A 22,866-nucleotide genomic window follows, 5' to 3' on the forward strand; every position below is an offset into this window, starting at 1 on the left:
ATATTTACTTACGAAAAATAAGAAAGTACTGGGGGTAAAACTATGACGGAAAAATATGACGTAATCATTATCGGAGCAGGACCTGGTGGCTTAACTGCTGCTCTTTATGCTTCTCGTGCAAACCTTTCAGTGTTAATGCTTGATCGTGGTTTGTATGGTGGGCAAATGAATAACACCGATGCAATTGATAACTATCCCGGCTTTAGTGAAATTAAAGGACCAGAGTTGGGCGAAAAAATGTACAATTCTGTTATGAAGTTTGGTGCCAAATTTGAATATGGTGATGTTCAAACAGTAACCACTGATGGTGACCTAAAAATAGTTAAAACAGATACTGGCGAGTACAGTGCACCTGCCTTAATTATTGCTACCGGAGCGGATCATCGTCATTTAGGTGTTCCTGGTGAAGATGAATATTCCGGTAAGGGTGTTTCTTATTGCGCAGTTTGTGATGCTGCCTTTTTTAAAGATGAAGATATTGCGGTTATAGGTGGCGGCGATTCAGCTATTGAAGAAGGAATTTACTTGGCTCAAAGTGCTAAATCTGTTACGGTTATACATAGGCGGGATCAACTACGTGCTCAACCAACTCTGCAAAAACGTGCTTTTGCCAATCCTAAAATGCATTTTATTTGGAATGGCTTAACTCAATCTATTGATGGTGACGGCAATAAGGTTACTGGCGTTACCTATAAAGATAAAGAGACCGGTGAAGAAAAACACTTAAAGACTCGCGGTGTTTTTATTTACGTTGGCGTTATTCCTCAAACTGCACCTTTTAAAGATTTGGGCGTAACTGATGAGAATGGTTGGATTCCAACGGATGAGCATATGAGAACTAAGGTTGATGGTATTTTTGCCCTGGGTGATGTAAGGGCAAAAGACTTGCGCCAAATTGCCAATGCAGTTGGTGATGGTAGTATTGCTGGTCAACAGGCTTATAATTATTTGCAAGATTTAAATGATCGGAAAATATAAGGATTACAAAAAGAATTCAGCTTAAATGAATTCTTTTTTTATTTTTACAGATAGCGATAGTGATAAATGCTAGAATATAATTTATGAAAACGAATTAAATGCTAGAAAAAGAGGAACTTTACTGAAATGAAAGCAAGAGAAACATTTCAAAAATGGCAACAGACACAAAATTTGCCCGATTATTTAAAAGATCAACTGTCTGAACTTGGTCAAAATCCAAATTGGGTTGAAGATGCGTTTGGGCAAGATATTAATTTTGGTACTGCCGGTATGAGAGGCAGGCTAGAGCCGGGAACTAATCGCATCAATTTGTACACTGTTGGCCGTGTAACAGAGGGCTTAGCTCGGTTGATAGATGAAAAAGGTGAGCAAGCTCAAAATAAAGGGGTGGTAATTTCTTTTGATTCACGTTATCACTCACGTGAATTTGCGGAACATGCGGCCAGAATTCTAGGAAGCCATAATATCCATGTTTATCTGTTTGATGATTTAAGACCAACACCTGAATTATCATTTGCTGTTAGGTACTTACACGCTGCAGCCGGAATTAATATTACTGCTTCTCATAATGCCAAACAATATAATGGTTACAAGGTTTATGGTGCCGATGGCGCCCAAATGGGTCCTGAAGATGCAGAGCGAGTTTTTGAGTATTCTCAAAGAGTAACAGATATTTTTAACGTTCAAGCAGCGCCAGTAGTGCAACTCCGTGCACGAAAAACTTTACAGCTGATTGGTGAAGACATTGATGAAGCATATTTAGCAGCATTAAAAACGGTAAATGTTAACCCCGACCTTATCCGGCAAAATGCCGACAAATTAACCATTATTTATACCCCATTGCATGGTACAGGTAAAATGATTTATGATCGCGCATTCAGGCAAGGAGGTTTTACTAATGTAATTCCGGTTCCCAGCCAGGCAATCATTGATCCGGAATTTCCAACAACTAAAAAACCAAATCCGGAATACCGTGATGTTTTTGATCCGGGAATAAAATTAGCAAATGAAAAACAGGCAGACTTAATCATTGCCACGGATCCTGATGCTGATCGAATGGGTGCATGCGTGCGCACCAAAAATGGTGATTTTCAGGTACTAACTGGTAACCAAATTGCCACGCTGATGATTTATTATTTGCTGGTTAATTTAAAAAATAATGGTCAATTAGCCAGCGATTATGAATTAATTACCTCAGTAGTTTCCAGTAGCATGCCGTTTAAAATTGCCCAAGATTTTGGTATTAAAACCAAATATGTTTTGACCGGTTTCAAGTTTATTGGCGAAGAAATCGATCGCATGAGTAAGATGCATGATGGCAAATTCTTGATGGGCTTTGAGGAAAGCTACGGCTATCTTTTTAAGCCTTTTGCGCGAGATAAAGACGCTATGCAGGGTGCACTAATGTTTGCTGAAGTAGCTTCTTATTATGCTTCGCGCAACATGACCGTGCTAGATGGACTCAATGAAATTTGGCAAAAATATGGCACTTCATACGAAATAACCAAAGCTGTTGAAATGCCAGGCATCGGTGGCCAAAAGAAAATGGCGCTTTTGATGGCAAAGTTGCGCTCAGAACATTTGGAAAAGATAAATGGTGTTAAGGTTAACAAAATTCAAGACTTTTTAAAGCAGCAAGAAATCACTGAAAATGGTGTTCAACCACTAGCAGGACTACCTAAATCTAATGTATTAAAATATTATTTGGCAGATGAAACCTGGCTGGCTTTAAGACCATCTGGTACAGAGCCAGTAATCAAAGCCTATGTTGGTGTTAATAAGCCCGATATTGCTACTGCTCACGCGGCGGCTGAAAGTTATCAAAATGCTTTGGCAAAACTGTTAAAATAAGACAAAAAGGATGCGAAAATACGTTCGAGAGAGTAAAATATAATAAGTCAAATAAGAGTTGGGCAATTTCGTCCAACTTTTTCTACGAGGAGTCTTTCGATGATTAAACGACAAGAAGAACGTAAATTTGAACTCGTTTCTAAATTTAATCCAGCAGGCGATCAGCAACAAGCCATTGATAAATTGGCTGCTGGCTTTAAAAAAGGGTATAAAGAACAGATTTTGGAAGGTGCTACCGGTACTGGTAAAACTTTCACTATGGCCAATATTATTGCTAAGTTAAATAAACCCACTTTAGTCATTTCGCATAATAAGACTTTGGTGGGACAGCTATATGGAGAATTTAAAGAGTTTTTCCCACATAATGCCGTTGACTATTTTGTGTCATACTATGATTATTACCAACCTGAAGCATATGTGCCGCAATCAGACACATATATTGAAAAGGACTCAGCAATTAATGATGAAATTGACCAGTTGCGTCACCAAGCTACCAGCGACTTAATGGAACGTAACGATGTTATTGTCGTAGCGTCAGTTTCATGCATTTACGGCTTAGGTGACCCGAAAGAATATGCTGCGAGTGTGATTACGGTTCATGAAGGTGAAGAATATAACAGGAATACTTTACTGCGTGATCTAGTCAATATTCAATATGACCGCAATGATATTGACTTTCAACGTGCTCGTTTTCGCGTTCGTGGAGATGTTGTAGAAATTTTTCCTGCAGGCAACTCTAACCACGCTTATCGGATTGAATTTTTCGGCGATGAAATTGACAGAATTGTAGAAGTTGATGCCTTAACTGGTGAAGTTATTGGTGAAAGAGAGAGTATTTCACTTTTCCCAGCAACGCACTTCATGACCAATGAAGAGCAAATGAGACGCGCTCTCAAGGCCATTTCACAAGAAATGAAAATTCAAGTGAAAAAGTTTGAAGGCGAGGGAAAGTTGCTGGAAGCTGAACGTATTAAGCAACGGACCACTTTCGATATGGAAATGATGGGTGAAGTTGGCTATACCAACGGTATTGAAAACTATTCTCGTCATATGGAAGGAAGAAAAGAAGGAGAACCCCCTTATACTTTACTTGACTTCTTTCCGGATGATTTTCTCATTCTAATTGATGAGTCTCACGCCACTATGCCGGAAATTAGGGCAATGTATAACGGTGACCGTAATCGTAAAAAGACTTTGATTGATTACGGCTTTCGTTTACCTTCTGCGCTTGATAACAGGCCCTTGAAGCTGGCTGAATTTGAAAAACACGTTAACCAAATATTATATGTTTCAGCAACCCCGGGAGATTATGAGCTCGAACGGACAAATCATAAGGTCGAACAAATCATCAGACCAACTGGTTTGCTTGATCCTAAAATTGAGGTTAAACCGGTTGAGGGTCAAATTGATGATCTAGTTGCTGAAATTAACAAGCGGATTGAAAAGAATGAACGTGTTTTCGTTACTACATTAACGAAAAAAATGGCTGAGGACTTAACAGATTATTTAAAAGATCTCGGGATTAAAGTGCAATATCTTCATTCAGATGTTAAAACTTTGGAACGGATGCAAATATTGCGTGACTTGCGTACTGGCAAGTATGACGTTTTAATTGGTATTAACTTATTGCGTGAGGGTATTGATGTACCGGAAGTTTCACTTGTTGCAATTCTTGATGCTGATAAGGAAGGCTTTCTACGCGCATACCGGCCACTAGTGCAAACAATGGGGCGTGCTTCCAGAAACGCAGATGGGGCTGTAATTATGTATGCCGATACAATCACAGACTCAATGCGGGAAGCTATTGATGCAACGCAGAGAAGACGTAAATTACAGATTAAGTTTAATGAAGAACATGGTATGAAACCAAAAACTATCGTTAAACCGATCAGGGATGTTATTTCTGCTACAAAAGTGGCGGATGATGATACGCAAACTGATAGTTTTGCTGATTTGAACTTTGACGAATTAACCGTTAAACAAAAGAGAACCATGATTAAAGACTTGCGTAAGCAAATGCAGGAAGCTGCTAAGAAACTTGATTTCGAAGGTGCTGCAACCTTGCGGGATGCTATCATGGAACTGGAAAGTTCAACTAGAAGTCCAATTAAGAAAAAAGGGAAAGCATTAAATGGTAAATGATAAAATTGTTATTCGGGGTGCGCGTGAACACAATTTAAAAGACATCAATCTTTCAATACCTAAGGATAAATTAGTTGTTATTACTGGGTTGTCGGGTTCTGGCAAAAGTTCTTTGGCTTTTGATACTTTGTATGCCGAAGGGCGCAGAAGATATGTTCAATCACTGTCAAGCTATGCGCGCCAATTTTTAGGACAAATGGATAAGCCAGATGTTGATTCAATTGATGGCTTAAATCCTGCAATCTCAATTGACCAAAAAACGACATCGCATAATCCCAGATCAACCGTGGGCACGGTTACTGAAATAAATGACTATCTCAGATTATTATGGGCTCGAGTTGGGCATCCAGTTTGTCCTAACGATGGTACTTTAATTGAAAGACAGTCGGTTGAACAAATGGTTAATCGCATTTTGACTTTGCCTGAACGGAGCCGTATTCAAATTTTGGCACCAGTAATTAGAGCTAAAAGAGGAGCACATAAGGAAGTCTTTAAACGCGTACAAAGAGCAGGCTATGTTCGTGTAATCGTTGATGGCACTATGCATGAAATCGGTGAAAAATTTGATTTAGAAAAAAATAAGCGCCATTCAATTGATATCGTGGTTGACCGTTTGATTGTTAAAGAAGGCATTCGGTCACGGCTTTTTGATTCGGTAGAGGCAGCTCTGCGCCTATCAGACGGCTATATGAATGTTGATGTTATCGGCGCAGAAACGATCAACTTTTCAGAATACTATGCTTGTCCTAAATGCGGCTTTACTGTAGGAGAAATGGAACCACGGCTTTTCTCTTTTAATGCACCGTTTGGCGCTTGTCCTGATTGTGACGGCTTAGGTGTCAAGTTAGCAGTTGATGAGGACTTGGTTGTTCCAGATCAAAGCAAAACTTTAGCCCAAGGCGCAGTTGCACCTTGGAAAAATTCCAAGTATTACGGAGAAATGCTTGAACAGGCATGTATGGCTTTGAAAATTCCGCTTGATAAACCATTTTCTAAGTTGACTAAGAAGCAAAAAGAGACAATTTTACACGGCTCAACTAAAAAAATTAAGTTTCATGTTACCGGTGATTTCGGAGTTAATGATACGACAGCGCCTTTTGAAGGCGCTATGGATAACGTTGAAAGACGTTATTATCATCCGATGTCCAAGTTCATGAGAGATGTGATGGGCAAATATATGACAGAACTTACTTGCTCAACCTGTCATGGCAAAAGATTAAATCGTAAAGCATTAGCGGTAAAGGTTAATGGCAAGGATATTGCTGAAGCATCAGAATTGGCAATCAGTCATGCCCTTAAATTTTTCAATAATATCAAACTTGATGAGCAGGAATCTGTCATTGCTAAGCCGATATTAAAGGAGGTGCGCGACAGGCTTACTTTCTTAAATAGCGTGGGCCTAGACTATTTGACTTTGTCGCGTTCTGCTAATACTCTTTCTGGTGGGGAAGCTCAGAGAATCCGACTTGCGACCCAAATTGGTTCCAATCTTTCAGGAGTCATGTATGTTTTGGATGAACCATCAATCGGTTTACATCAGCGTGATAATGACCGGCTGATAGCTGCTTTGAAGCGCATGCGTGATTTAGGTAATTCCTTAATCGTAGTTGAACATGATGATGAGACTATGAGACAAGCCGATTACCTGATCGATATGGGTCCGGGTGCCGGGACTTACGGCGGTGAAGTTATGGCTGCCGGAACTCCAGAGGAGGTTGAACAGAATGAAAAATCTCTAACTGGACAGTATATGGCAGGTAAAAAGTTTGTTCCTGTTCCGTTAAAAAGGCGTAAAGGTAATGGGAAAAAAATTACAATTACCGGTGCAACTGAAAATAATCTCAAGAATTTAAAGGTTGAATTTCCTTTAGGCAAATTAATTGTGGTTACTGGAGTTTCAGGTTCTGGTAAATCAACCTTGGTAAATATGATATTAAAACGTGCTTTAGCACAAAAATTGAATCGGAACCAAACTAAACCTGGTAAATTCAAAACTATCAGTGGCTACCAAAACATTGAAAAAATCATTGATATTGATCAAAGTCCGATCGGGCGCACTCCTCGAAGTAATCCCGCTACTTATACCAGTGTTTTTGATGATATTAGAGCTTTATTTGCCCAAACAAATGAAGCCAAACTCCGTGGTTACACTAAGGCGCGCTTTTCTTTTAATGTTAAAGGCGGTCGTTGTGAAGCCTGCCATGGCGATGGCATTATTAAAATAGAAATGAATTTTTTGCCGGACGTCTATGTTCCGTGTGAAGTTTGTCATGGCAGTCGTTATAATTCTGAAACTCTCGAAGTAACCTATCGCAAGAAAAATATTGCACAAGTTTTGGATATGACAATTAGTGAGGCTTGCTTGTTCTTTAAAAATATTCCTAAAATTGCGCGCAAATTACAAACAATTGTGGATGTCGGTTTAGGCTATGTCAAACTAGGGCAATCTGCTACTACCTTATCCGGTGGTGAAGCGCAAAGGATGAAGCTTGCTGCGGAGTTGCAGAAGTTATCAACAGGTAAGAACTTTTACATTTTAGATGAGCCGACAACTGGTTTGCATACAGATGATATCAAGCGTTTACTGGAAGTATTGCAAAGACTCGTTGATCAAGGCAATACAGTTTTGATAATCGAACACAATTTGGATGTGATTAAAAATGCTGATTGGTTAATTGATCTGGGTCCTGAAGGAGGAGAAGGTGGTGGCCAAATAGTTGCCACTGGCACACCAGAGCAGGTAGCACAAGTTAAGGAAAGTTATACCGGTCAGTATTTAAAGCCAGTTCTTATGCGTGACACGTCACTAACAAAAAAGGCTAGTGCAAAAAGTAATTAAATAGTATTAATTGTTTGTGATAAAGTGTAAAATATAGCGCAAGGAGGAATAAAAATGGATAATTTTTCTAGTTACGGACAAAATCGTGGTTTTAATTGGGCCGCATTTATTTCTGGTATTTTAATGGTAATTGCCGGGTTATTTCTATTGCGGCACCCTGGTAAAGCACTACACGCATTTGTCTTGCTGTTCGCTATTGTCTCTATTGTCCAGGGATTTGTTTGGCTGGTATTTTACAGCCGTTTTCGGTATTTTATCCCTTCTAGCTGGTGGTCAATTGTTTCAGGAGTATTGGACATTATCGTTGGAATTTTGTTTCTTTACTCATACGACGCTGCTGGATTAACAATTGCCTACCTTTTTGCTTTTTGGTTCTTATTTGATTCGATTACCGGTATAGTTTTTTCATGGCGGATGAGAAGAATTTCTAATTTCTTCTTTTGGCTAAATCTAATCTTAAATATACTAGGATTATTGATAGCAATCAGCCTGATGTTTAATCCGGCATTATCTGCCTTAACACTAATTTGGTTAGTGTCATTCTGGTTATTGATTTTTGGAATTAATCAAATTATTGCAGCTTTTGTCAATCGCTAATAAATAAAAAGTTCATTAGAACTTTTTTTTTTACTCAAAAAAGTTATGAAAAACCTGGTATGGTATAATTTTATTAATAGGGGGTAGTTTGAAAATGGCTGAGCACAAAAAGCAACTACTGATTATTACAGGAATGAGTGGTGCGGGTAAAACCGTGGCTTCTCATGCTTTGGAAGATATGGGCTATTTTATAGTTGATAATTTGCCTCCATCGCTTTTACCTAGTTTTTGGGATTTAATTGTCAGATCGGATGATTTTACTAAAGTAGCAGTGGTAATTGATTTACGAGTTAGACGGTTTTATAAGGATTTAGATAATGAAATCAATTCGCTTGAAGATAATGGCAACGCTCAAACTAGAATTGTATTTCTGGACGCGTCCGATAACACTTTAGTTGCTCGTTACAAAGAGACACGGCGTGTACCACCATTGGCAAACAATGGCCGCTTGCTTGACGGTATTTTAGAAGAAAGACGAATTTTAACAGGTATAAAGAATCGTGCTAATGACATTATAGATACCTCTAATTTGTCTCCTAAGGAGCTAAAGCAGGAGCTGGTTAATAGATTTAGTAAACAGCATAAACAGCCATTTTCCATTGAAGTGTTATCTTTCGGCTTTAAATACGGTATGCCGATTGATGCAGATATTGTGATGGATGTCAGGTTTTTGCCTAACCCATTTTATATACCTGAATTAAGGCCATTTACGGGACTCGATAAACGGGTTTTTAATTATGTAATGGATAAAAAACAAACCCAGACTTTTTATCAAAAATTTTTAGACTTATTAAAAGTTGCTTTGCCAGGGTACATTAATGAAGGCAAAAGCAAATTAACTATTGCAATTGGGTGTACGGGTGGTCAGCATCGCAGCGTTGCAATTGCACAGCAATTGGCACATGATTTGGCTGAAGACTATACAGTTGATATTACGCACCGCGAAATTAGTCGTTACACTAGAAAAAGGTGATTTTCATGACATATGCTGAAAAAGTGATTCGTGTAACTAGAAGTAGAAGACCACAGATTGTGGTCATTGGTGGTGGAACTGGGTTGCCAGTTGTTTTGAATGCGCTTAAAGAACAGGAAGCTGAAATTACTGCCATTGTGACGGTATCAGATGATGGTGGTTCATCAGGATCAATTCGCAACTTTATTAATGTTGTTCCACCTGGTGATATTCGCAATGTGTTGGTTTCTTTAAGTGGAATTTCACAGGAAGAAAAAGATATTTTTCAATATCGGTTTGATTCCTCCGATTCATTTTTTTCAGGGCATGCTATCGGAAACTTAATCATTGCTGCTTTGAATGAGATGCATGGCAATATTTTTGATGCTGTCCAGTCTTTGTCTAAAATGATGCACGTAGATGGACACGTGTATCCTGCCTCTAACGAGCCGTTAACACTTAATGCTGAGTTTGTTGATGGAACTATTCAAGCAGGAGAAAAAGAAATCACTGATAAGGATAAGAGGATAAAACGAGTTTGGGTTACCAATACAAACTCAAATTCTGAACCAAAAGCCGTGTCTAAAGTGCTAAATGCTATTAAAAATGCTGATGCTGTTGTGCTAGGTCCTGGAAGCTTGTTTACTTCAATCTTACCCAATCTGATGATACCTAATTTAGGCGAAGCTGTTAGGAAAACTAGTGCAGAAGTAATATATATTTGCAATATTATGACGCAGCTTGGTGAAACCGATCATTTTTCAGACTGTGATCACGTTAAAGTAATTAACGCCCATCTTGGTGGTCATTATATTAATACTGCTTTAGTTAATGGTGCCAAAATTGACATGTCTAAGTTTAATCCTAATGATTACGATGCGTATATTGAACCAGTGAAAAGGGACTTTAAGGGACTGCGCGAGCAGGGCTGTCGGGTGATCACCGATGATTTCATTGACCAGCGTAGCGGATTGGTTTTTCATGACGGTAAGAAGGTAGCAAATGAGATCATCAACCTGGCATTTGCCGCAATGGCTCGCAGGAAGGAATAACAAATAATGGCCAGCTATGCTAGTAACGTAAAAAAAGAGTTGACTTCGCTGCCCATTCACCAAGAACATGCCAAAGCAGAATTGGCTGCTTTCCTGCGTATGAATGGCGTTTTGAATTTTCATGAGCATAAATTTAGCCTTGATATCACTACTGAAAATCCAGCCATAGCTAGACGTATTTTTTCTTTGATAAAAACTGCATATAAGGTTGAACCACAATTGATAGTTTCTCGCAAAATGAAGCTTAAAAAAAACAATCAGTATTTAGTGAGATTACAAAATCACGTTAAAGAAATACTGAATAATTTGGAAATTTTGACCCCAAGCTTGAATTTAATTACAAGAATTCCTAAAAGAATAATTAATTCACGGGAAGGATCAATGTCATATTTGCGTGGTGCTTTTTTAGCCAGTGGTAGTGTGAATAATCCTAATACGAGTCGGTATCATTTGGAAATTTATTCTATTTATCAAGACCATAATAACGATTTGCTTCATATTATGAATGACCGCTTTAATCTGAATGCTAAAAGTACACCAAGAAGGCGTGGCTATATTGTTTATTTAAAAGAAGCCGAAAAAATTGGTGACTTTTTACATATTGTCGGAGCATTAAATGCAATGCTGTCTTTTGAAGATTTGCGTATAATGCGGGATATGCGTAATTCTGTTAACAGGTTGGTTAACTGTGATACAGCTAATTTAAAAAAGACGGCCAATGCAGCAGCCAAACAGGTTGAAGATATTGAGTTAATTGAACGTAAAATTGGGCTAGAAAATATTCCTGAAAAATTGCAAGGTTTGGCTAGACTAAGATTAGATGAACCGGAACTATCACTGAAAGAAATAGCGCAACAGGTGCCAGATGGTCCGATTTCAAAATCTGGAGTCAATCATCGCTTTAAAAAAATTCACGATATTGCTGCAAGCTTAGAGCAATAAAAAAAGAAGCTCATCAATTGATGGGTTTCTTTTTTATTGCAGTTTATTGATACTATTTCTTTTGATTAACCATAATTTCATCGATTAAACCATAGTCTTTAGCTTGCTGTGCGGTCATGTAATTGTCCCGTTCAGTGTCCTTTTGAATCTTTTCTAAAGGCTGACCAGTAGTTTCATGTAAGATCCGATTAATTTTTTCACGGCTCTTTAAAATTTCATTGGCTGCAATTTGAATGTCAGTTTGCTGACCCTGTGCACCACCTAAAGGTTGATGAATCAAAACAGTTGAGTTAGGTAATGCAAAACGCTTACCTTTTGCTCCGCTAGTCAGTAAAATGGAAGCCATAGAAGCTGCCATGCCGATGGCAATAGTTGAAACATCTGATTTAATAAAGTTCATGGTATCCATGATTGCCAAACCAGAAGTAATCACACCACCCGGTGAATTAATGTAAAGTGAAATATCCTTGGTGTTGTCTTGAGCATCAAGAAATAGTAATTGTGCAATAATTGAATTGGCCATATCATCGTTAATTTCGCCGCTAAGCATGATGATTCTGTCTTTCAATAAACGTGAATATATATCATATGCGCGTTCGCCACGTGCAGTTTGTTCAATAACTGTAGGTACAAGCATCTTTCTACCTCCTAAATATAATTAGCACTCTATCAAGTACAGTGCTAATTAAATCACTTACATTACTTGCTGTCAATGAAAGTGTATTAATTTTGTATTCTTTTTAGTGAGAGTTTTATTATATAATTTAAAGGTAAACTAAATATTGGAGGATATATTTTGAAGCTTTATAAGAAAAAATTACCATATTTACTGACATTGGTTGTCGGATTACTAGTTTGTACCGGCTTGTCAACTACATCAGTTGCGGCAGATTCGAATAGCGCTCAACCGCCAGTTCAAGATGACAGCAACAAGTCATCAAGCAACTCAACTGATGTAAATAATGATAATAATGCCACTAATGATCAAACAGGTAAATCTGATCAAACTGGGACAGACGACACCAATACTAAAAAACCTAAGCCTAAGCAAATTGTTACTGGTTTTTCTATGATGACCAAAGTTGCGGGCAACAAAAATTATAAGGTCTGGAAAGAAGTAAATAACGGAAAAGTTAGCACCAAAGTAGCTGACGGCATTAACTTTCGTTATAGTCATATTCAATCAGATCAGTTGATTGAAACTAAAAAATATCGTTATTGGCGCATTTATGTTAATGGCAGGCAAGTAGGGTATGTTAATGAACGTTACTTTGCCAGAAATCAAATTGCGGTTCCTAAGACTATATCTCTAGTGCGCAATGAGTTCTACAACTTCCCTACCAGAGATGCTATTTCTTATATAACTAACAGCATGGGTACAGTAATTGACAACAGTCAAGTAACTGTATCAAAAGATAGCATTAATTGCGGGACTCCTAAGACATATAAAGTTAAATATACTTATGGAGATGCAACTGCTACAGTTAAAATAACTGTCAGAAAAAGTAAGAAAGAAGGGGTAGTTGATGCGAATACCGTTGCCTCCTTCCCAGCGCAACCTGGTACAAATGATTATCAAGCCTGGAAAACACATTATGGCTCATCATTAAATTATATTAGCCCTACAGAATACACGCCTGAAACCAATAAACATACTTTGACTAGTGGTGATTTGACCTTAAAGACACGGTTATATCAACCAGTCTTATTAAGTGTAGCTGATCCATCAGACGATAATATTAACCGTGTTGGTCACATTCCAGAAGGTGTTACCGTTTCTAATGGCTGGGCATATACCAGTCTTTTAAGTCACACAAATTTGGTATCTGGTCATATTGTTGGTTATGATCTGAATACTTTAACTGACCCGTTTGATGCGCAACATTTACTTGATATGTCGCAAAAGAAGTTTAACAATTATGTTAAAAACATCAAGGTAAGTCCCTATATTCCAATTGGCCATGGTCAGGCATTGGGCGCAAGTGATAAATATATTTATGTGTTAAATAATGATAATACGCTAAATGACACTAACGACTCTGAAGAATTACTTCAAATCCGTAAGAGTGATTTGCAAATTAACAAGATTTGGACAATCAAAACTTGGATTGATGATGGGAAGAGTAATCGCTATTTCCAAAATGGTGTAATTGTATCAGATAAGGATATGTACACTGTTTACCATGACACAGAAAATAATTGTTATGAATACTGGGAATTCACTCGTACTGGAGATAATTGGTATCCAAAATTAGTCGGTAAAACCGATGGCAACTTTGTAAACAATAATTCACCTGTTCAAGGTTTTACTTATGATACCAAGAATAAAAACTTTTACTTGGCATTCAATGACTTAATCTTTAAGATTGGCCGCGATGGCAAGTTAAAAGATACTTATTCTTTTGATACCGGTCGTGAAATTGAAGGTTTATCAGTTAGTGATAATAAATTGTATGTAAACCTTGCACAAAGAGCTGAATTATTGGTAAGCATGAATATTAAATAAAATAAATATTTTTAGATGAGAGCTGAAAAGCTCTTATTTTTTTGGCTTAGGAAATGTCGTAAAAAACCTGAAAGTTATCTATTTTAGGAATTTTGCCATATTGTGATTGAGATATTTATTAAAAAAGTAACATAAAAAGACTAACCTAAATCAAATATTAAAAGTTAGTCCATAATTAGAATTTGATTGCTGTCTGAATTTTAAGATTTTGCATCTTTCAGCTCTTTTTTTCTTTGCTTTGGCAGTCAGGACAAAGGCCATAGATTTCAACGTGGCTGGATGAAGTGACAAAACCAGTTTGCTTATCTGCTTCAGTTCTCATCTGCTCTTCAATTCTCCCAAAGTCAGGATAATAAACATCGGCAATTTTACCGCACTTTTTACAGATAATATGAAAGTGTGGTTTTACAAAATAGTCATAGTGCAGAGAATCATCACCATTTTTAATTTCTGTTACGATCCCTGCGTCAACTAATTTGTTCAAATTATTATAAACGGTTGCACGATAAGCTGGCTCGTCTCCACTAATTGCTGTAAAAATTGTGGAAGCGGTGGGATGATTATGATGTACCATTAAATATTCAAGTATTTTTAAACGCGGTTTAGTTACTTTTAAATGATGGCTACGTAGCAGACTTCCTGCTTCATCAGAAAAATTAGGCATGATTCTCATCTCCTCAATTAATTATAGTGTAGCATTTTTTATGTAAAAAAACCGCCTATTGCTAGGCGGTTAAGTATTATTTAGCTTATTTTTTCTTCTTGTTTTCGTCTGATTGTTGGCATAATTAAACCAAGTAGGAATAATACCACTGGAGTGGCAATATTTAAACAAAGTGTGAATGGATCATTTGAATACATTCCCATTAAACAACAAGCAACTGTAACGGCTAATCCCCAAATTCCGGCAGTATAGGCTAACCACTGATGCTTAGTCATTTGATAGTTATCAGTACCGTTATGGAATTTTTCATGTTGTTTACGCAAAGCTAAGTAGGCAATGAAAACCCATAAATAACGCATTGGCATCACTATCGAATTTAGTTTAACTAATTGTGCCATTACGGTTTGTGCATCAGGCATAACGGCTTGCAATGCAATGATACCGCCAGAAAGAATGACAATCATCCAGATACCGTTAATATAAGCTCCATGTTTATTGACTTTTAATAACTTTTTCGGGATAAAGTCTTTTGCTTCTTTGCCTCCTAAAAGCATTCTCAAAGGAGCATCAATACTAATAACCAGTGCGGAAAATTGTCCAATGACGTTGCACCAGGCATAAATATAGAGGAATAATCCGCCCACGCCATAATATTCACCTAATTTTTGAAAAGCAATGTACGGACCATTTGAAATGTATTCATTCAAATTACCATTAACTACTTTAGGATCAAACATTAATGCTAAAGCAATGGTACCTAAGATGGCAGAAATCATAACCATTCCCGCTAATCCTAGCATAGCTTTCGGGAAATTTTTTGCAGGCTTTTTCAACTTGTTAACATATGGCGAAATCTTTTCAGCTCCACCTATAGCAAATACCAAAATTGAAAGTGAAGTAAAGTACTTTGTATTAAAATCTGGCATAAAATTTTGCCAATTCCAGTTTATGCTGTTAAAACTAGCATGCGGATTAATCATCGGTGCCGCAAACATCATGATAATAAATAAAATTGACATAATAAACATTGAAGTACCAGCAATTGTTGATAAAGTTTTAATTACCGGAATTCCTCGGCTGGCTACCCAGCAAAAGAACAAAAATACTGCCAGTGTGGCTAGTTGAGTCCAGGCAGTTGGCAAACTATCGTACCATTTAGTATTACCAAAAATGCCCCAGGCCATGCCTCTTAAGCCAGTTGTACCTTTACTGGAAATATAAACCACATGTACTGCCCAGAATGTCCAACCGGCATAATAGGCCCATTTAGGTCCGATAGTAGCGTTAATCCAGGAAGCAACGCCACCCTCAGAGTCTTTAAATACTGATCCGAGTTCACCGACCATTAAGGCATAAGGAATAAAGAAAAGCAGGAAAATAATGATCCAGCTGAAAATTACCTTGGTACCATCAAAGTATATGAATCCGTTAACAACGTTGCCAAAGCTCCACACAATAGAGAAAGCCATAGTGGCAAGCGTTGTCCACATCATCTTTTTAGAATTGTTTGGTGTTTCACCCATGAAACTTCTCCCTTATATAAAAATAACAATTTTTTATTTTAACTTAAATGTTTTTAAAAATCTAATAATAAGTCATTTGAAATTAATAACAAAAATAAATATTGATATATGAATTAAAAAAGTGTAAAACTGTTATTATATAATAGAAGAAGGGGTTGTAAGTTTAATGAAAAGAAAAATTAAAAGCAAGCTGCTAATTGCTGGGACAATAGCTGCACTTGGCTTATTTGTTGGGAGTAATAATTCTTATATTTCTGCAAAAACTTACCACAAAGCTGTTACTAAAATAGCCGGTAATGGTAATTATGCAGTTTATCATTATGCTTCAAAAATGGGACCATCTGGCAAGTTTACGTCGACTAAATATTTTAAGCACGCACAGATTCAATCTAAACAGTCAATTGCCACTAAGAAAGGCAAGTTTTGGAAGATAATTGTGGACGGGCGTACGGTCGGCTGGGTTAACCAGAACTTTTTTGCCAGAAACAAGATTTCTGTAGCGCAGAACGTGAGTTTAGTACAAAACAATCAATACTCGTTTAATACTAAAGATGCCATTAATTATGTGACTAATAGTGCAGGTACTGCTGTAGATAACAGCAAAGTAACAGTTTCAAAGTCAAAGATTAACTCAGGCACTCCAGGTAAAACTACAGTTGACTATAGTTATGGCAAGGCTAAAGCAACAGTCAATGTTACTGTTCGTTCAGATAAGAACGAGGGTATAGCAAGAGCTGATAAAAAGCCTATGAACGGGCCAAAGGAAGTCTCAACTTGGAAAGGTAGTTCCAAGTCTTCTTCAAGAAACTGGAACGCAGCGCATCATTATACTTCCGAAACTAGATCTAATACATTTAGAGCTAACGGTTTAACTTTAAAAACCAAGCTGTTCCAACCTCGTTTTGTCAGTCTTGGTTACAATCAATCCGGTGATAAGATGGGGCAAGTAGGTGTAATTCCTGAAGGCATTACCGTAAATGGTTCAAACTTTACAGTTGCATTATTTAATTCAAGTAGTGCACAAAACGGTCATTTAGTTTCTTATAATTTAAAGCATATTAATAAATTTAAGGCGCAAAATTTACAAACTTTAAAATGGTCAACTTTTAAGAAATATGCTTCTCATATCAAAGTTAGTCCTTATATCAAGTTAGGTCACGGCCAGGCAATAGGTTCATCTCCAGCATACATTTATGTAATTGCTAATAATAATACTTCTAGCAATTCAAATGCTTCTGAAGAAATTTTACAAATACGTAAGTCAGACATGAAGATCAATCAAATCTGGACCTTTAGAATTTCTAACTATGGTAGTCCTAGATACATTCATAATGCCACCTTTGCCGGTGACAACACGATGTATTGCCTCTTCCATAACGGTGGAAACGGCTATTATGAATATTGGAAAGTAACTCGCAATGGTGATTCCTGGACTCCCGTTGAAGTAGGGGCTACTAAAGGCAACTTTGTAAGTAATGGTTCTCCAGTTCAAGGGTTTACCTACGATCAAAATCATAACCAATTTTATATCGGTTTTAATGATTATATCTTTAAAGTTGGTGAAGACGGAACCTATAAGAGCACCCATCACCTTCACGTAAGGCGTGAGATTGAAGGCTTGTCTTCATCAGGTAATAAACTGTACGTTGAATTTGCCCAACGCGGAGAGTTAACAGCTGGTAACATAAATTAGAAAAATTATTTTAAGCATTTTGTTAATCATATAAGTGCTCGACAACTGGCAAAATCAGGATTGGCAATTAAATAAATTATGAAAGTCACTGAAATTTCTCAGTGGCTTTTTCATTTTAGTTAGACTTTTATTCCTAAAATATTTAAGACTTTCTATATTTGAATGTAATTGTTTTTCAAATAAACTTAGTTTCTGTATTATGGTAGGCGATAAGAAAAGTAAAGAATACAAAAAGGAGGATTTTTTGGTTAAAAAAGATTTTATTGATACTTGTACCTTTTCAAAAAATGAAATGCAATACCTGGCTGATTTAGGTCTGAAAATTAAGGAGACTATCAACCATGGCTATTACCCTCAGCTTTTAAAAGGTAAAAGCTTAGGTATGATCTTTGATCAGGTATCTACTAGAACGCGCTGCTCTGCTGAAACAGCAATGTCTGAATTAGGAGGACATGCTTTGTATTTAGCTCCAGGGCAGATACAACTAGGAGAAAATGGTCATGAGGGTTTGGCTGATACCAGTCATGCTTTAGGTGACTTAGTCGATATCATTGGAGTGCGAACGGCTAGTCAAGAAGATATTGTGGAAATTGCCCAAAATTCGCATGCACCTGTAGTTAACTTCATGAGCGATGATGACCATCCTACTCAGGCTTTAGGTGATTTGATTACAATTAAAGAATTTTTACCGAAAGGTAAAAAATTATCTGATATTAAGCTGGTCTTTGTAGGGGATGCAACGCAAATTACTGTTTCAGCATTATTTTTGTGTGCTCAAATGGGAATGCACTTTGTCCAATATGGTCCTAAAGAAAAACAAGTATCTCCAAATTTATTGCGCAAAGCAAAAAAAATAGCTCAGCAAAATGGCGCCACAATTACTCTATCTGATGATGAAAAAGTCTTAGAAAATGCTGATTTTATTTATACTGATGTTTGGTATGGTCTATATGATCAAGAGCTTGATCAAACAGAGTATATGAAAATATTTTATCCTAAGTATCAGGTTAACGCAGAGATGCTGGCTAAAACAAACAATTCTGCGGTTAAATTTATGCATTGTTTACCTGCAAACAGAGGTGAAGAAGTGACAGCTTCTGTGCTTGACGGTGAAAACTCGATTGTCTGGCAACAAGCAGCAAACAAAAAGACGGCAATGAGAGCAATATTTACTTATTTGCTTAAAGATAAATTAGCTAAAGAAGACTTTTCGAACCAGATTGATAATGAGTTTCAAAGAGATTTAAAAAACATGCTTGAAAATTAAAATAAAAGAGTAGCTACTGCTAGATTGCAACAGCTACTCTTTTTAAATTAACTCAATGGGTCCCCTGAGAGTCGAACTCAGATTTTAAGAACCGGAATCTTACGTGCGATCCATTACACTAAGGACCCGAATTTGCACAACAACAAGTATAACAGAAAAGAAACAAAAATTGAATTGTTTTTTATTGATATTGACAAAAGAGCTGCAGTTTTGCATGTCTTAGTATCAATATCGATTAATTTATTAAGACTTTCTAATTGCGGCAATTTAACTTGAATTATTTTTGGAGTGTTGCTATACTGTATTTGTCGATTGAGGAATGGCTAAATTGATTAATGTCGATTTACGTTTCTCATATATTTTTAGACAATCTGGGACACCTAATGACAACAAATGGGTCAATTTGGTCCCAGAAGAAGGAGAGAAATTAATGTACTCGGAATTTCCTGTGCTTGAAGCTCTCGTTCCTGACATCTTAAAAGTTTTTCGGCAAAGATATCTTGTTCTTGAGCAAATATCGCTTAATGCACCTGTAGGTCGCAGAAGCGTAGCTCAGTCTTTAGGACTATCTGAAAGAAACGTGCGAACAGAAACTGAGTATCTGCGTGATCGAGGTTTGATTGAGATTAAAAGCTTTGGCATGTTTATGACAGAGAAGGGCAAAAAGATATTGCAAGAGGCGGCACCTCTGATAGATCGGTTGTTTAACGCACGCAAAACAGAAATTGATTTAGCGCGTAAACTCGGTATCGAGCGCACAATTATTGTGCCAGGCGATAGTGATTTACAAGAACTGGTATATGAGAGAATGGGTGAAGAGCTTAATGCAGCTCTTGATTTACTGTTACCCCTGGGACATTCAATTATTACTGTTTTGGGTGGTGAAGCTCTTGCAAAATCGACTAGGAATTTGTCTAAAAGTTTAAGTAAAAATCGACAACTGGAATTTGTGCCAGGTCGTGGGGCTCTGGGTGAAAATGTTGCTATTCAAAGCAATACTATTGTTCAGAAAATGGCTGCTGAAACTGGTGGTAAATATAAAACATTGTATTTACCGGAGCAGATTTCTCAAGCAGCTTACAATTCTTTGATTCGTGAATCTACTTTTACTGACGTGCTGGAAGATATTTCTCAGACGGATGTAGTAATTCATGGAATTGGACTAGCTCATGACATGGCAAGACGCAGAGGATACGATTCAATTCGCTTATCTGAATTGCGTGAAAAAAAAGTAGTCACCGAATGTTTCGGGTGTTTCTTCGATGGCGAAGGGAAGATTGTCGACCGCGTACATCAGGTTGGTTTGCAGTTTGAGAATCTAAATAAAATACCTCACATATTTGCATTTGCTTGTGGTGGCCGCAAGGCTAAAGCAATCAAGGCTTATATGCCAAATGCTCCCCATCAAACCTGGTTAATTACTGATGAAGGAGCCTCAGAGAAGATTTTAAAGGAGAAGTAATTCTCATTTAAAATAAATTGATGTTTACAGTTCTTACATAGTTCTTAAGGAGGACTTTAGAATATGACAGTTAAAATTGGTATTAACGGCTTTGGCCGTATTGGTCGTTTGGCATTCCGTCGGATCATGGATTTAGGCGAAAAGTCAAAGGATATTGAAGTTGTTGCTATTAACGACTTAACTACCCCAGCACTTTTGGCACACTTGCTAAAATATGACTCAACTCATGGTACTTTTGACCACGAAGTTTCAGCTACTGAAGATTCAATCGTTGTAGATGGTAAGAAATACCGTGTATACGCTGAACCACAAGCTCAAAACATTCCTTGGGTTAAGAATGATGGTGTTGACTTTGTTCTTGAATGTACTGGTTTCTACACCAGCAAGGCTAAGTCACAAGCTCACCTTGACGCAGGTGCCAAGAGAGTCTTGATTTCAGCTCCTGCCGGCAATGACTTGAAGACTATTGTTTACTCAGTAAACGATGATACTTTAGATGCTAACGACAAGATCGTTTCAGCTGGTTCATGTACTACTAACTCATTAGCACCAATGGTTGACGCTTTGCAAAAAGAATTTGGCATCAAGGTAGCTACTATGACTACTATCCACGCTTACACTTCAACCCAAATGCTTTTGGATGGACCTGTTCGTGGTGGTAACAAGCGTGCCGCTCGTGCTGCTGCAGTTAACATTATTCCTCACTCAACTGGTGCTGCTAAGGCTATTGGTCTTGTTGTTCCAGAATTGAACGGTAAAGTTAACGGTCACGCACAACGTGTTCCAGTTACTGATGGTTCATTAACTGAATTAGTTTCAATCCTTGACAAGAAAGTTACTGCTGACGAAGTTAACTCAGCATTGAAGAAGTACGAAAGCCCATCATTTGCTTACAACGATGACGAAATCGTTTCAAGTGATGTAGTTGGTATGACTGCTGGTTCAATCTTTGACCCAACTCAAACTATGGTAACTACTGCCGGTGACAATCAATTAGTTAAGACTGTTGCTTGGTATGACAATGAATACTCATTCACTTGCCAAATGGTTCGTACTTTGTTGAAATTTGCTACTCTTTAATCTGTAATATTTGATTACTGTTAAGTGGTGAAAGAGAAGGCGGAGGGAAATTCTTCCTTCCGCCTTTTTTTCAAAATAAAAATAATTAAATTATCGGAGGATATAGATGGCTAAATTAATTGTTTCTGACCTTGATGTAAAGGGCAAAAAGGTTTTAGTTCGTGTTGATTTTAACGTGCCAATTAAAGATGGTGTGATCGGAGATGACAACAGAATTGTTGCTGCCCTTCCTACTATTAACTACATCATTGAAAATGGTGGTAAGGCAATTTTACTCAGTCACTTGGGACGTGTAAAGTCAGATGATGATAAGAAAGAATTGTCATTAAAACCAGTTGCTGACCGTTTAAGCGAGCTCTTAAAGAAGCCAGTTACCTTTGTTCCAGCTAACGAAGGTAAAGAAGTTGAAGATGCCGTTGCCAAGATGCAAGACGGTGACGTTGCTGTTCTTGAAAACACTCGTTTCCAAGATATTGACAATGACTTTGGCAAACGTGAAAGCAAAAATGATCCTAAACTGGGTGAATACTGGGCTTCATTAGGTGACATGTATGTTAATGATGCCTTTGGTACTGCTCACAGAAGTCACGCATCCAATGTTGGTATCGCTGAAGCTATGAAGAAAGATGGCAAGCCTGTTGCTGCCGGTTTCTTAATGGAAAAGGAAATCAAGTTCTTGGGCGATGCTGTTGCTAACCCTGTACACCCATTTGTTACCATTTTGGGTGGTGCTAAGGTTTCAGACAAGATTGATGTTATTACCAACCTTATTCCTAAGTCAGACCACATTTTAATTGGTGGTGGTATGGCTTATACTTTCTTAGCAGCCCAAGGTCATGAAATTGGTAAATCATTGTTTGAACCAGATAAAGTTGATCTTGCTAAAAAATTGTTGAAAGACGCTGATGGTAAGATTGTATTACCTGTTGACAATGTTGCAGCAACAGAATTTTCAAACGATGCTGCCCGTAAAGTTGTCGGCGATGACATTCCAGAAAACATGATGGGTCTTGATATCGGTCCTAAGACTGTTGCCAAGTTCAAGGATGTTTTAAAAGATGCTAAGACTGTTGTTTGGAATGGACCAATGGGTGCCTTTGAAATGTCCAACTTTGCTGAAGGTACTCTAGAAGTTGGTAAGGCTCTTGCTGATTTAACTGATGCTACTACTATTATTGGTGGTGGTGACTCAACTGCAGCCGCTAAACAACTTGGTATCGCTCCAAAGATCACCCACATTTCAACTGGTGGTGGTGCTTCTTTGCAATATCTTGAAGGTAAAGAATTACCAGGAATTGCCTGCATTTCAGACAAGTAA

General features: G+C 37.6%; 17 protein-coding genes. 14 read left to right on the plus strand and 3 right to left on the minus strand.

Going from position 1 to position 22,866, the window contains the following annotated elements; all coding sequences use genetic code 11:
* Positions 1-42 precede the first annotated feature (42 nt).
* The 8 genes from trxB (at position 43) to whiA (ending at position 11,353) form a co-directional block, all read left to right on the plus strand.
* A complete protein-coding gene (trxB, locus tag F5ESL0259_RS02985) occupies positions 43-978 on the plus strand; it encodes a thioredoxin-disulfide reductase (protein WP_046324612.1) in 936 nt (311 codons plus the stop codon).
* 126 nt (positions 979-1,104) lie between these two features.
* Positions 1,105-2,829 carry a phospho-sugar mutase gene (locus F5ESL0259_RS02990; RefSeq protein ID WP_122037419.1) on the plus strand — a complete coding sequence of 575 codons (1,725 nt, stop codon included), beginning with the start codon at positions 1,105-1,107 and terminating at the stop codon, positions 2,827-2,829.
* A 99-nt stretch (positions 2,830-2,928) separates the two neighbouring features.
* Entirely contained in the window at positions 2,929-4,971 is a 2,043-nt protein-coding gene (uvrB, locus tag F5ESL0259_RS02995) for an excinuclease ABC subunit UvrB (RefSeq protein WP_122037420.1), read from the plus strand.
* Entirely contained in the window at positions 4,961-7,810 is a 2,850-nt protein-coding gene (uvrA, locus tag F5ESL0259_RS03000) for an excinuclease ABC subunit UvrA (RefSeq protein WP_122037421.1), read from the plus strand. The genes uvrB and uvrA overlap by 11 nt, the downstream gene beginning before the upstream one ends.
* A gap of 54 nt (positions 7,811-7,864) precedes the next feature.
* Positions 7,865-8,407 (plus strand): HdeD family acid-resistance protein, encoded by a 543-nt coding sequence (locus F5ESL0259_RS03005; RefSeq protein WP_110445867.1) that lies wholly within the window; start codon positions 7,865-7,867, stop codon positions 8,405-8,407.
* A 94-nt stretch (positions 8,408-8,501) separates the two neighbouring features.
* Positions 8,502-9,380, plus strand: a complete 879-nt coding sequence (gene rapZ, locus F5ESL0259_RS03010) for an RNase adapter RapZ (RefSeq protein WP_122037422.1) — start codon at positions 8,502-8,504, stop codon at positions 9,378-9,380.
* Positions 9,381-9,385: 5 nt separating this feature from the next.
* Entirely contained in the window at positions 9,386-10,411 is a 1,026-nt protein-coding gene (yvcK, locus tag F5ESL0259_RS03015; protein ID WP_122037423.1) for a gluconeogenesis factor YvcK family protein, read from the plus strand.
* 6 nt (positions 10,412-10,417) lie between these two features.
* Positions 10,418-11,353 carry a DNA-binding protein WhiA gene (gene whiA, locus F5ESL0259_RS03020; protein WP_122037424.1) on the plus strand — a complete coding sequence of 312 codons (936 nt, stop codon included), beginning with the start codon at positions 10,418-10,420 and terminating at the stop codon, positions 11,351-11,353.
* A gap of 52 nt (positions 11,354-11,405) precedes the next feature.
* Here whiA and clpP read toward each other — a convergent pair whose 3' ends face one another.
* Positions 11,406-11,990 (minus strand): ATP-dependent Clp endopeptidase proteolytic subunit ClpP, encoded by a 585-nt coding sequence (gene clpP, locus F5ESL0259_RS03025; RefSeq protein ID WP_034977497.1) that lies wholly within the window; start codon positions 11,988-11,990, stop codon positions 11,406-11,408.
* Positions 11,991-12,149: 159 nt separating this feature from the next.
* Here clpP and F5ESL0259_RS03030 point away from each other — a divergent pair, with 159 nt between their 5' ends.
* A complete protein-coding gene (locus tag F5ESL0259_RS03030) occupies positions 12,150-13,859 on the plus strand; it encodes an SH3-like domain-containing protein (RefSeq protein WP_233558036.1) in 1,710 nt (569 codons plus the stop codon).
* A gap of 217 nt (positions 13,860-14,076) precedes the next feature.
* Here F5ESL0259_RS03030 and F5ESL0259_RS03035 read toward each other — a convergent pair whose 3' ends face one another.
* Together F5ESL0259_RS03035 and F5ESL0259_RS03040 are read right to left on the minus strand one after the other, a co-directional pair.
* A complete protein-coding gene (locus tag F5ESL0259_RS03035; protein WP_199726686.1) occupies positions 14,077-14,523 on the minus strand; it encodes a Fur family transcriptional regulator in 447 nt (148 codons plus the stop codon).
* A gap of 80 nt (positions 14,524-14,603) precedes the next feature.
* On the minus strand, positions 14,604-16,046 hold the full coding sequence (locus F5ESL0259_RS03040) for an APC family permease (protein ID WP_046324621.1): 1,443 nt from the start codon (positions 16,044-16,046) through the stop codon (positions 14,604-14,606).
* 166 nt (positions 16,047-16,212) lie between these two features.
* Between F5ESL0259_RS03040 and F5ESL0259_RS03045 the strand changes: the two genes are divergently transcribed.
* The 5 genes from F5ESL0259_RS03045 to pgk all read left to right on the plus strand — a co-directional run bounded on the left by F5ESL0259_RS03045 (position 16,213) and on the right by pgk (position 22,866).
* Positions 16,213-17,739: a GW dipeptide domain-containing protein gene (locus tag F5ESL0259_RS03045; RefSeq protein WP_122037426.1), complete on the plus strand. Its 1,527-nt coding sequence runs from the start codon at positions 16,213-16,215 to the stop codon at positions 17,737-17,739.
* A gap of 244 nt (positions 17,740-17,983) precedes the next feature.
* Complete coding sequence (gene argF, locus F5ESL0259_RS03050; protein WP_122037427.1) at positions 17,984-19,006, plus strand: ornithine carbamoyltransferase; 1,023 nt, start codon at positions 17,984-17,986, stop codon at positions 19,004-19,006.
* 430 nt (positions 19,007-19,436) lie between these two features.
* Positions 19,437-20,468: a sugar-binding transcriptional regulator gene (locus F5ESL0259_RS03055; RefSeq protein WP_046324624.1), complete on the plus strand. Its 1,032-nt coding sequence runs from the start codon at positions 19,437-19,439 to the stop codon at positions 20,466-20,468.
* A gap of 63 nt (positions 20,469-20,531) precedes the next feature.
* Positions 20,532-21,548, plus strand: coding sequence for a type I glyceraldehyde-3-phosphate dehydrogenase (gap, locus tag F5ESL0259_RS03060; protein ID WP_046324625.1), 1,017 nt, complete (start codon positions 20,532-20,534; stop codon positions 21,546-21,548).
* Between the two features lie 106 nt (positions 21,549-21,654).
* Positions 21,655-22,866, plus strand: a complete 1,212-nt coding sequence (pgk, locus tag F5ESL0259_RS03065) for a phosphoglycerate kinase (protein WP_122025871.1) — start codon at positions 21,655-21,657, stop codon at positions 22,864-22,866.

Source organism: Lactobacillus sp. ESL0259, from assembly GCF_003693045.1.
GTDB classification, from domain to species: Bacteria; Bacillota; Bacilli; order Lactobacillales; family Lactobacillaceae; genus Lactobacillus; species Lactobacillus melliventris.